The organism is Acinetobacter sp. AOR14_HL, assembly GCF_027855175.1.
GTDB lineage: Bacteria > Pseudomonadota > Gammaproteobacteria > Pseudomonadales > Moraxellaceae > Acinetobacter > Acinetobacter calcoaceticus.
On sequence record NZ_JAKTII010000015.1, the window covers coordinates 40266 to 52587 of the forward strand.

A 12322-nucleotide genomic window follows, 5' to 3' on the forward strand; every position below is an offset into this window, starting at 1 on the left:
TCATCCGGTTTTTTATTGTTGTCTTAAATATTACTTCTCGATTGCATGATCCAGACTAATACGGCCAGCACCATGAAGCATCAAGAAGAATAAACCACCTGCCATTGCAAGGTTTTTCATAAAATGGATACCATTGTTATATTGCGCCGCTGCATCAGCACCGCCTTGGTGGAATAAAAAAGCAGTAAGAATACTAAAGATCCCAAGCCCAAAAGCTGCAAAACGTGCTTGGAAACCAAATAACAAGGCTAAACCACCACCGAACTCAACCAAGATAACTAAAGGAAGAATTCCAGCTGGAACCCCCATTGCTTCCATATATCCAGCAGTTGCTGCATAACCGGTAATTTTCCCCCAACCCGCAACAAGGAAGATATAGGCGATAAGAAGACGCGCAACAAGGCTAATGAAACTGTCTGCGCCTGATTGCGTTACGATATTTTTGACCACTACATTTGGATTAAACATATTGCCACCTTTATTTAAATGCTTATTTATTGATGAGCTCATTCTAGGTTTGGGACATTGATAATTAAATACTCAAAATCCATATATATCGTTGCATAAACGAGATGATCAATTTGTATTTTTTTGATGTTTTATACTGACTTTCTATAGGCTCACTGCTAGGATTTGAGCACGGTTTACCACTTGCTCTTATCATGGAACTTCTTGATTTTATTCTACACGTTGATCAGCATCTCGCCGAATTTATTATAAATTACGGGACGTGGATTTATGGCATTTTATTTTTAATTATTTTTGTTGAAACCGGTTTAGTGGTTATGCCCTTCTTACCGGGAGATAGTTTGCTATTCGCGGCAGGTGCTTTAGCTGCATCTACAGGTGCGATGGATCCATGGGTATTAGGTACTCTACTCTTCATTGCTGCTGTTTTAGGTGACACGGTAAACTACCATATTGGACGTTTTATTGGTCCACGTGTGTTTGAAATGAACTCTCGATTCATTAATAAACAGCACTTAGTTAAAACTCAAGAATTCTTTGCTCGCCATGGCGGCAAAACCATTATCTTTGCTCGTTTCATACCATTTGCCCGCACCTTTGCACCTTTTGTTGCGGGGGCTGGTAGCATGAACTATAAGTTTTTCCTAACTTATAACATTATTGGCGCCTTCTGTTGGGTCGCTTCTTTTGTAACTTTAGGCTACTTATTTGGAAATATGCCAATCGTTAAAGATAATTTTACCCATCTTATTTTTGGCATCATCATTATTAGTGTTCTACCGGGAATCATTGGTTTTATACGCCAAAAGCTAAAAAATCGAAAAACCAACGTTTGAGATTAATTTAGAAAAACCGGAATACTACTGGAAGCATACATAAAATAAGTAACATGGCCGATCCTTTATATAAATGATCGGCTTTTATTTTTTTTATTGGACCCGTTAACAATGCCCGTCCAAAAATCATCCAGAAACTTGCAGCCGGAATTAGGATTAATGTAAAAACACCAAATACGATAAGAAAATTTTCAGGCGAATTCCATGCTTCAGCAGGAAAAATCCCCGCTGCAAACAACAAAGCTTTAGGGTTTTTTAAGGTAGATAAGAATAATTGACGGGGGCGAATATTACGGTGACTTTGACTGAACTGTTGTAAATGGGTGTTCTTCCATAAGTGAAAAGCAAGCCAAAATACATAGAACACACTCGTAATATGCAAAATGAGTAGCAGTGCTGGCCAAATTGGAGCGGCTAAATGAATAAATACAGCCCAAAAGCTAATCCCGTAGGCATAGCCTAACCATTCCATTGGAATAAGCCAGAATGCTTTAGATAAACCCTGAGAATGAGCAGCGGTTGCAAGTAAAGCATTTGTCGGCCCCGGAATGAGCAAAACAGCCAACATTGCCAATACAAAAAACCAACTCTCAATCATAAAGTTTCCACAACATCCAAGATGGGGCCACCTTAAACGATATAGGCAAAATATAGCAAGTTGATGAAGTCTTTTGATTATATAAAATACAGCAGTTATTAAGCTCGAAAATTTAAAATATATTGATTTATATTCATTTTATTATGAAACATTTTGCTAAACTTTATTCATCACAATATGCTTTAACTAGCATATTGTGATGCGAAATTGACTATTAATTCGTCTTTTTTCGAACAATAATCGGACAGTTTTTGAATTGAGCAGCCTGAACTATTGCTTCTTGCTGACCTAAAACACGTGAAAGTTCGGTGTTCTTGGTTGAAGAAGATTGTCCCATATTTACAGAGATGGATGGACCGAATCCCCAACCGCCTCGTCCCCAGCCACCACCGAGTCCAAGTCCAACACCCATACCGGTACTTTTCGGAGTTTGTACTCCATTATCGATATATTGTTGAATACGGTTATATTCACTTTGCAGCTGTTGGCAGCCCAAAGATTGATATTGTGTCGGAGACACGTAAGTCGGTTTTACCGTCGTCGCACAAGCGCCTAGTAATAAAGTGGCTGCCACCAAAGGCGCAATATATAAGCCTTTCATCATTTTTCTCTTATCGTTTTGGTTCAATCTCACCAAACAATGTCTCATAAGCTTGAGTCAATTTATGTTCTGGTGCCAAATGAGCCAAAGGTAAATTTTTCTGATGCGATTCTTTCATTAAAACCGAAGGCGGTAACATGCTATTAAGTACAGGTAACCCTTCATCTTTCAACTGCTGAACCACTTCCCGAGGTAATTTTGCTTGAGCTTGAAATTGGTTGACGACAATTCCTTCAATTTCCAAGCGATCATTATGATCATCTTGCGTTTCGAGAACATTTTCAATCAATGTTTGTAACGCGCGCTTTGAAAAGACATCACAATCGAAGGGAATTAAGACTTTATCTGCTGCTATCAGTGCTGACAAAGTAAAAAAGTTAAATGCAGGTGGTGTATCTATATAGATACGATCATATCGTCCAATTAAGTTTTGAATCGAATCACGTAATTTATAAATTTTATGTTTACTTTCAAGTGCATGTTCAAGAGCACCAAGTGTTGGGCTGGCAGGAAGCACGTCTAATTTTGCAAAAGGAGTTGAGTGTACAAAGCTATCAATATCTTTATTTCGCGGGGCTTTTAAAATCGAACCTAACGCATTACCGATTAAACCCTTTTGTTGATTGTTTCCCAACACATCATCAAAGAAATTTTCGATATTTGGTTCTATAATTGATTTTTCAGCAGAATAAGTTGCGTCATCCCCTAAAAGGTACTGACTAGAGTTGGCTTGAGGATCAAGATCAATGACCAATGTCCTTAAGCCATGCTTGGCACTAATTGCGGCCAAATTTACAGTAATACTTGATTTCCCTACACCGCCTTTTTGGTTAAACACCACACGAGTTAACATGTTTCCCTCTGCATATTTTTTTACTGTACGCAGTTTAACCTAGAGCTTAAGCAAAAAGGCAAAGAATGTAGAACAATTAAGCAAAAACAGGCTTCACAATCACTAAAATAATAATAGCAATAAATGCGATAGCGCTAATCATTAAACCGGCCCTACGTTGCGCCAATAAAAGAGTGTCATCTTTTTTAAAGGCTTTCATAAGGGAAGATAATAAGACTAAAAATAGAATAATTTTAGCGTAAAACCACGGCTGTACCTGAAAGTCTTTCATGACCAATAAAATTGCGCCAGTAATAAAAACTACGGTAAAGGATAGATGTTGTAAGGCAACTAATATTTTACGTCCCGTCGGATTTGGTTGTTCGCCTTGCACACCCACAAACAAAGTCGAAGCGCGTAATACAAAAACCATAAGGGCGGCAGCCACCGCGGTCATGTGAATAATTTTAGTCAGTAAATGTGCATCCATGGAATTAACCCTTAGCTTTTAGGTGCATGTGCACATTCTGGGCTAGCAGGTGCCTGACCTTGCCACTCACTTGGTAAATAAGCATGAATTGCTAAAGCATGAATTTGCCCTGGATTCATTAAGTCTGAAGCTAAGGCATAAACTTTTTGATGACGTTGAACCAAACGTAATCCATTAAATTCATCACTCACCACAATCACTTTAAAATGTGATTCTTTACCCGGGAAATAACCACCGTGTCCGGCAGATTCATTGATGACTTCCAAATGGCTGGGTGCAAGGGTCTGTAACCGTTCAATCAATTGTTGTTCAAGGCTCATAGCTTTTCCTTTTACGATTATTCGTATATTTGAACCTAGTATACCCTGTCTGCATACAAACAAAAGTTGCTCTTGTACGCTTTAGCTTCAAACAAAATGTCTATTTATTCGGCAACTTATCGATAAAAATACTTCTAAATACTCATTTCTGTTTTTATTTTATGCAATCAGCATATTTATTTGCATAAAGTTGTTGACCCATGTTTCGCTTAATGTATTATAAGCGGCACGCGGGAATAGCTCAGTTGGTAGAGCATAACCTTGCCAAGGTTGGGGTCGCGAGTTCGAGTCTCGTTTCCCGCTCCAAATTGGTTTTTTTTGAGAAAGTTTTCGTAAAAACTGCTTATATATGCGGGAATAGCTCAGTTGGTAGAGCATAACCTTGCCAAGGTTGGGGTCGCGAGTTCGAGTCTCGTTTCCCGCTCCAAATTTAAAAGGCCCTAGTCGAAAGACTGGGGCCTTTTTCTTTTCATTGATTCATAATTTTTTACGGTCTATCTATTCACAGCGTAATTCATTGAGAATGGCTCAAGCTCAAAGCTAAACATTTCACTACTAGATTCACATTTTTAAATCGTCAGTTATAACGATTCAATCTAGTTATATGTACAAGGCGTTGGAGTTATTCGATGCGTAGATATAAAGGGTAATAATTGAAAACAGTCCAAATTAAATCTTTCTAGGTTATGGCTTTGTTGTAAACAGATAGAAAAGATGAAGTTAGAATCATATATATAACTTTCAAAATAATACTCTTCTGTTTTTTGAGCATTATTGGTTGAGTCGAGAAACTGTATACATTCGGACAACACATGAAAGTTGAGCATCTTTAAATGACGACTCATTCCATCGCCAGTACATTTAATATAAGCCTCTTTTAATGTCCATATTTGAAAAAACCGCTGAAATACACTGAATGGATCAGTGAGTTCATTCTCTTTAATCCATTCAATTTCAGTCGGTGCTAACACACTATCGACACGCATCCACTCGAACTCACGATCCACTTCTTCAATATCAACTCCTATTTCCCCTTCTTCAGTCACAGCAAGAATAATAACGTCCGCTGAGTGAGTAAGATTAAAATACACAGCCTTGCTACCTTCTACAAAAGGCTTACCATTGGGATGTAATTCAATATTAACTTCATGGGGCGAGATACCTAGCTTATCTGCCAAGACAGTCTTCACTAATACGCGAGAGATTAAGAAAAGACGAGCCGCCTTAGGATGATATTGATCATATCTCAGCTTCTCTGCCGAACTGAGAAAGCCGAGATAATGACTCAATACCAAATGGTCTTGTGGTACCCGTGAAACTGGGCAGACATAAACCTGTACTTGGGCACTATCAGACATTAGGAAGCTGTAGTGCTGCTGTATTTCGTCAGAACAGGTGCGAGATAGTCAGAAACTGCCTCTACATGTGTGACGTGTGGATTATGGCCTGTACCAGCTATGATATGTACAGGGATATCTGAGCTTATTGTAGTAACAATTGGGTCTTTATCTCCCACAACGATTTCAACTTTAGATCCAAGCTCATTTAACAAAGCTGTTTGAGTTGCACGCTGCTGCGGCAAACTAATGCGATGCATATACTCACTAATATGCTTGGCTACAGACACCCGACGTAATGAATCCATCGCATAACCAACAGACGGATTTTGCTGTCCATCTGGATGTAGATCTTTAGCAATCATATCTTTCGGTACAAAACGGAAAATTAGTTTAGATATGGCTTGTATCTGAAACATTTTAGCAGCCTGCGCCTGAACAAAATAAGGCGATATGAGGATAAGGCGTGCAACTTTATCTGGATATTTCTTTGCAAAATTCAATGCAAAGAGACACCCTAGCGAGTGTGCAATAACAACACTATTTGGCGCTAAAAGCTTTGCAGCAGTGTCGATAAACTGACGGTTGTTATCCTCCACCACCTCATAACTGCCTGAACGCCCAAGTCCCGGCAAGTCCATCATAGCGACTTGATCGTATGTGATTTTATTGATGATTGGAGACCAGCATGCACTATCGAATGGAATCCCATGTAAAAATAATGCAGATGATTTTTCTGATTTAACTGGCTGTTTAGTATAAATTTCTGTCCAATATCGATTCTGATAGCCAAAACCACTAGGTGTAGGTACTTGCATGCGACCAAAACGTGTAAGAACCAAGCGATCAATCCAGCGCGAGAAATAAGGACTGATATTGATCAGGTCAGCGATACCCATCTTCGCTGCCATCGCCTCTGCCCCAGCAACATGATAGTGCTCGGTAGAAATGAAAGAGAGTTGTTCTTTAGAACCGTCAAGCAATACCTCAGGTAATTTCTCGAGTAGACCTTTGGGTACTTGTAAATGTGGTGAGCTGACTCCTAAGTGCTCAGCAGCTAGGTGAACTAGGCTATGAAATTTCGGTGTCGCAGGATCAAGCAGCATATACTCCTGAGCAATGGTCTCAGGATAAGACATCGTTCGGATCAGAAAGCTCACGATATACTGCATATTGCACAGCGGCAGGAATGTGTCACGCCCACCTGGCAATGCCAGCAAGCGGCCCTGATATAGCTTATCAATCATGTCGGCGACACCTATATACTGCATATCGCCATATGTATAGAAACCATCAATGACTGTCGCTGGATTTATTGCAGTCCATGGCACATTTAAACGCTTACAGGCCTCAATGAAGGCTTGATAACCCAAAATTTTCGAAGCCTCATAGCCACCATGTTTGCAATACAACTCATCAGCCGATTCTTGCGGTGGAGCAGCCACACGATATCCGCCAATCCAGATAAATCGCTCAAGCTGCTTCAATGTTGCAGCCCATTCAATTAAGGCAAGTCCTGATTTAATGTTCGTACGCTCAGCTTCAGCTTTGCTAATGCCCCAATTAAATGAAGCAGCAAGATGATAGACAACATGGATCTTTGCCTGAGCATCCGCTAGCAGAGAGTCCAGCTTAAAGTCACGGCTTAAATCATATTCAACAAACGAAATAGATGGATCAACTAGCCCTTGCGTTGCAATGAAACCTAACAGCTTATCTTTCTTGGTTGCGGCATTACGCAGCGCAGCAATCACCTGATGACCTTCACGTAAAAGTTCAACGATCAGTCTGCTGCCAATAAAACCTGCTGCACCTGTTACTAATATGGTCTTCCGTGAAAAATTATCTTTTTTTGCGTTATTTAAATTATCCATAAATCACCTTATTAGGGACTGGGCACTCCAGCATTGTTTTGGAGCGAATTATCTTAAAAATTATATCGAATCTGGGCATACACCAGACTGTTATCTCTAAATTGTCCTAACACCGTATCATTTTTACCCCAGAAGCGATCTCCACCTGCATTCAACTGCCAGTGATCATTGAGGCTGTAATTAATACGTACTCTCAACAATTCATTAGGCTCTGGTGCAAAATAGAATCCTGTTACTTCCAGCTTTAGATTATCGTTCAGCAAGTTAAGTGCATAGCGCAGCATAGCTCCATACTGATCCTGCTCATATTGGTCACTGATTGTTTGCTGATAACGGTAAACTTCTCTCAATAATGGATTTGTTAGACTGTCGGCAGATCTAAAGTCCTCCGTATGTTTGTACACGCCTACTAAACTTAGCGTGGAATTCTTCAATGCTAATTCTGGACCCATGACCACGGTCAGATTATTTTTTTTGTGCGTAAGATCTTCACTACCATCCGAGTCTGTCTTTGTATACGCAGCTTCACCTCGCCACACGAGATCGTTATGGTTATAACTGAAATCAAAGCCATAGACGGACATAGGATTATTTTTCAGTTGCAATGTTGCCTCCCCTGTTGGAGACGCTGAAAGAACTGACAGATCGGGCATGTGATCCAAACCTGAGAAATACGATGCCCCAACATCTAGACCATCTACGGAATAATCCCAACGCATTGCAAACGCAGGACGGCTCTTACGGTCTATGTCATACTGAACACCAGCAATTTGACGTAATGGAATCACATCTGAACGACTACGCGGATACCACAATGCCGTCCATTTATTGGTTCCAGATTCAGGAATATACGTCAATTTGAGAGCATCATTTCCAAGACGTTGATCTGTCTCATCTGGCACTAGACGCGTATAGTCACGGGGCGATAGGTTATCTGTTGGGTTAATCCCGTCAGCTCTCCCCCAGACTACAATCTGGCGACCAAAGTCGAGATAAACCGTCTGATCCCAGTTATAAGATGCGTACAACTCACGTAAGTTGCGATTCACCTTACTTACCTGATCTGGGTTTACAGTATGGTCCGTTTCGTCTCCAATATTTATGTCGTAATGGATCTTAAACTCAGGGTTAAACTTGAGCGTACCATTGGACCAGAAACTTGCTTGCCCAATGTTTTTTAACGAGCTTAGATCACGATCCGATGACCACACATCTAATCTGGCTGAGTTCTGGCTCACAAAACTAATTTCGCTGTCATCTGCATAAGCATGCTGCAGTAGCATAAAGCTACTGCAGCATGCAAATACCCAATAGGCACCTTGCGTCATTTTTCAAGGCTCTGCGGTGAGAAAATCTTATCAGATAAGGTTTTTTCTGCGACAAAATCACTGACGATAACTTGTGTCATATGCTGAGTTTGCAGATTCTTTGCCATAGATTTCATGGCCTGCCATCTTGGTTTCACTTTGCCGTAAGGACGGATATCCGTGAACTCAATATGTTTTAACGGCTTACCTGCTGTATCCCAAATGTCGATGGTTGCTGTAACAAAGTTGTCTTTGAGTATGCACATGCGACGTTTGCTATAACCAAAGTCACTCTTCACAGTATTATTGATTGGCGTTGCTTCAATCATGTAGCAATCTTTGCCATTAAATTTGCCATCTGCCAGTTTCGTGTATTTCCAGTCACTTAGCTTATAGCCAAGTACATCACCATAACTAAAGTCCGTACCAATAAAAGCATCGCCCTTATTCGCCGATGCCAGACGGCGCACTTTTTTCAATGCAGGCAAATAGACAAACATGCTATCACTGCCTTTTGAGTTCTCAATCAACAGCGTCGTGGTACCTTGTACATCTGCTGGTGAGATGAATTCAGTCAAACGCATATTGTTCTGAGTATTTCCAGCAAGCTTAGTCATATTTTTAGTCAGACGCACGCGTTGCTCGCCGCTTTTAGACGTCAGCACAAATTTAGCACTAGCACTTGAAGACAAGAACTTAGAGGCATCATCACTACGATTAACAATGTCTTGAACTTCATCTGCATAAGATGTTTTAGGCATCGACATGGTGAGTGCAGTACCCAACAAAAGACTTGTCACAACAGTTTGTGCAACGGTAATGTTCTTTTTATTTGAGGGAAAGATAAAACGAGGTTTCAACATTAGAATCATTGTAGGTACCATAATTAAGGTTGCAAATACACTGAAAAGCATCGCAATCACAATAAACATCGCTAGCCATTGATGGACGTGGAAGCCTTGCGACAAGGACAGCACACCGTAACCACCAGCAACCGCAGTCGCGACAAAAAGTGAAGCCTTACCAGCAGTACTTAAAGTTTTACGAATAGCATCTTTGATATCGCCCCCTTCTTCGCGCAAGATTTCACGCAAGCGATAGAGGAAGTAAATGGCATAATCTGCACCAATACCGACAGCCATGGCCGAGATGAGGGAGTTCGGAATATTGAGCGGAATGTCGAGCCAGCCCATCACACCAAAGATTGCAAGAATCGAGAATAGAAGTGGTGTCAGGACAATTAGTCCCGCTGAAAGTGAGCGGAAAACCAGCGCTGAGATAAAGAATACAGCAAATGAAATCTGTAGAATATTCATGAGCTTGCCGTGAACCATTGTTTCAGTCAAAGCAATGGTCTGAGTCACATCACCACCAAAACTTACGACAGCTTTATCGCCCAACTGACCCGCCATATACGTTTTTAGCGACTCAAGGATTTCTTTGATGCGGTGATTACTACCCGTTTTCAGCAGAATCGTGATCTTGGCATAGCGCTGAGTCGTATCAATGTAAGATTCAAAATCAGTCGGCTCACCAGACATTGAGTACAACAGCAGATACTGAGCAACGACATCTTTGGTTGCTGGAACCTGAAATGCCTGTGGCTGATCGGCATTCATTGCCTGATTCATTCTCTTGATATAGTCCACGATAGAGATAGTTTTACCGACCTCTGGAATTGAATTCGCGAACTTTTCTGTATTATCAATCGCTTTTAGGATTTCTGGATTTTCAATACCATCACGAACCTTAGTATCGACCATGATGTAGAGACTGTTTGTACCGCCAAGAGACTGATTCAGAAATCTGTCATCTTGCTGCATTGGTAGGTCGCGCGAGAAGAAGTTTCGGCTATCGTTATCTACCACAATACGGCTTGTGCCAATAGCAAGAAAAACACCCAGTACTGCAATCACAGTCATTAGCATCATTCGCGGACGAACTGACAAAATGACATCGCCAATGCGTTTTGGAATCCAGTCCCAGATCGGTAAACCTTTGCGTGCGACCTTGGTAACCGAAGGCGGTGGTAGCATCGAGCGAAGTACAGGAATAAAAGTCATCTCAATAATCAGCGTACTGATGATCCCGATTCCTGTAAAAATACCGAATGAACGGATGGTCGGAATATTAAAGGTCAACAGCGAGAAGAATCCAGCCGCTGCAATTCCGCCAGCCAATATCATAACCGGACCAACACGAACCATAGACTGCACCACGGCTTCGCTATTCGCAGCTTTAGGTTCCATACCTTGGGCAGTCAGTCGATCAAAGTCTTCATAGTATCGCTTGAGCAACTGCACGGCATGCCCTGCCGCAATGGCCAGAATCAGAATAGGTGTAGGAGAGTTAAAGATATCCATTGGCTGTTTGAACAGACCCATCATACCCATACCCCATGCCACAGCCAGTAAAGCTGTAACTAGTGGAAGGATCAAACCCTGCTTACTGCGGAATGCTTCGAAGTGCAATAACCCAATGACCAGTATGGCAATCGGGAACAAGATATTGATCCGTTTAGAGTAATCTTCGGCTTTATCCAAATAAACAGGATTGCCGCCGACACTGATAGTCATATCCTTAGACTGTTCAGCCGCTACGATTTTGTTGATTGGGCCCATCATCTTTTGGAAGCCCTCTGGACTTTCCTCAAGCTCAAGCAAAATAGCAGCAGTTTTCTGATCTTTAGATACGACTGAATTCATATAGATTGGATTCAGCGCCAACAGTTTTTTCAGGTGATCGACATCACCTTCGGTCACAGAACTGTTCGGCAGTAATTTCTTGGCATCAAAGCCATCCGAATTGGCGGTGATCCCTTTGGCCTGACGTGCAGCCAGACTCATCAGAGTAGATCGAACCACACCCGGTGCATTATCCACTTCTTCGGTAATGCGTTTGACTTTTTCTAACACTTGCGGCTGATAAATATCACCCTGCTTCGGTGTAATACCAATCACGACCATATACTTAGAGCCGAATTTCTTTTCTATCAGCTTGGTCGAGGTGATATAAGGATGTCCTTTGGGCGCAAGCGCATCTGGGTCAATAATAATTTTCACGCCAGATGCGAGATACGCCAGTGCAATCGTCAAAAGCATCACCACCGTCAGTACGATACGGCGATGTTTGAGAATCCAACGCGCATATTGTTCCATCACCTGATGAGTCTTGCGGCGTGGTTTATTGGTCTCGTGCGTCTGCTTACCAACCGACTCATAGGCTTCGCCCTTCTGAGCCAATGCTTCAAGATTAGCAACGTCTTTCTTGAACTGGGCGAGGACCATTTTTTTTAGCAGCGCTGGGGGCAATACACCAAAAAAGCTACCTGGCTCTGCCTCAAATACCCACTCAATCCATGTACCTTCTGGATGTGGTTTGAAGCGGTAAGTACCTGTGTAGTGGAAAGGTCCTTCCACTACTTTAAACGCATACAATTCGTTCGGTACTAGATGGGTGATTTCACCTTTAAAGGACATCTCACGTCCAATAAAGCTAAAACCGATTTCGTACTTGCTGCCCACACGCGGAGTATTGTCTAGCAGTTCAGAATGCTTACACGACAATTGCCAGCCTGCATCATTGGCCGGGTTTGCAAGATAGTTGAAAACCTTGTCAATCTCGGCCGGTATGAGGAAAGCATGTTCTATGGTCACCAT

At 41.5% G+C, this 12322-nt stretch carries 11 protein-coding genes and 2 tRNA genes; 3 read left to right on the forward strand and 10 right to left on the reverse strand.

Annotation, left to right across the window (positions count from 1 at the left end; genetic code table 11):
- Positions 1-30: 30 nt before the first annotated feature.
- Complete coding sequence (locus tag MKL38_RS14585) at positions 31-468, reverse strand: DoxX family protein (protein ID WP_003655588.1); 438 nt, start codon at positions 466-468, stop codon at positions 31-33.
- Between the two features lie 194 nt (positions 469-662).
- Between MKL38_RS14585 and MKL38_RS14590 the strand changes: the two genes are divergently transcribed.
- Entirely contained in the window at positions 663-1304 is a 642-nt protein-coding gene (locus MKL38_RS14590; RefSeq protein ID WP_017389191.1) for a DedA family protein, read from the forward strand.
- Between the two features lie 7 nt (positions 1305-1311).
- On the opposite strand, the gene MKL38_RS14595 is transcribed toward MKL38_RS14590, so the two are convergent.
- The 5 genes from MKL38_RS14595 to MKL38_RS14615 form a co-directional block, all read right to left on the reverse strand.
- Complete coding sequence (locus tag MKL38_RS14595; protein WP_017391531.1) at positions 1312-1902, reverse strand: LysE family translocator; 591 nt, start codon at positions 1900-1902, stop codon at positions 1312-1314.
- Positions 1903-2116: 214 nt separating this feature from the next.
- On the reverse strand, positions 2117-2503 hold the full coding sequence (locus MKL38_RS14600; protein WP_004795328.1) for a hypothetical protein: 387 nt from the start codon (positions 2501-2503) through the stop codon (positions 2117-2119).
- Between the two features lie 10 nt (positions 2504-2513).
- A complete protein-coding gene (locus tag MKL38_RS14605; RefSeq protein WP_003655596.1) occupies positions 2514-3356 on the reverse strand; it encodes a ParA family protein in 843 nt (280 codons plus the stop codon).
- Between the two features lie 76 nt (positions 3357-3432).
- Entirely contained in the window at positions 3433-3825 is a 393-nt protein-coding gene (locus MKL38_RS14610) for a SirB2 family protein (protein ID WP_005037496.1), read from the reverse strand.
- Positions 3826-3836: 11 nt separating this feature from the next.
- Positions 3837-4145 carry a BolA family protein gene (locus MKL38_RS14615; protein ID WP_004640501.1) on the reverse strand — a complete coding sequence of 103 codons (309 nt, stop codon included), beginning with the start codon at positions 4143-4145 and terminating at the stop codon, positions 3837-3839.
- Positions 4146-4375: 230 nt separating this feature from the next.
- Between MKL38_RS14615 and MKL38_RS14620 the strand changes: the two genes are divergently transcribed.
- Positions 4376-4451: transfer RNA gene (locus MKL38_RS14620), tRNA-Gly, on the forward strand.
- A gap of 45 nt (positions 4452-4496) precedes the next feature.
- Positions 4497-4572, forward strand: a tRNA-Gly gene (locus tag MKL38_RS14625).
- Positions 4573-4741: 169 nt separating this feature from the next.
- On the opposite strand, the gene MKL38_RS14630 is transcribed toward MKL38_RS14625, so the two are convergent.
- The 4 genes from MKL38_RS14630 to MKL38_RS14645 are packed head-to-tail and all read right to left on the reverse strand — an operon-like array spanning position 4742 to position 12322.
- Positions 4742-5503: a 4'-phosphopantetheinyl transferase family protein gene (locus tag MKL38_RS14630; protein ID WP_270903601.1), complete on the reverse strand. Its 762-nt coding sequence runs from the start codon at positions 5501-5503 to the stop codon at positions 4742-4744.
- Positions 5503-7356: an alpha/beta fold hydrolase gene (locus tag MKL38_RS14635; RefSeq protein ID WP_270903602.1), complete on the reverse strand. Its 1854-nt coding sequence runs from the start codon at positions 7354-7356 to the stop codon at positions 5503-5505. Before MKL38_RS14635 ends, MKL38_RS14630 begins: the two co-directional genes overlap by 1 nt.
- Before the next feature lie 53 nt (positions 7357-7409).
- Positions 7410-8684 carry a porin gene (locus MKL38_RS14640; RefSeq protein ID WP_270903603.1) on the reverse strand — a complete coding sequence of 425 codons (1275 nt, stop codon included), beginning with the start codon at positions 8682-8684 and terminating at the stop codon, positions 7410-7412.
- Positions 8681-12322: an outer membrane lipoprotein-sorting protein gene (locus MKL38_RS14645; RefSeq protein WP_270903604.1), complete on the reverse strand. Its 3642-nt coding sequence runs from the start codon at positions 12320-12322 to the stop codon at positions 8681-8683. The genes MKL38_RS14640 and MKL38_RS14645 overlap by 4 nt, the downstream gene beginning before the upstream one ends.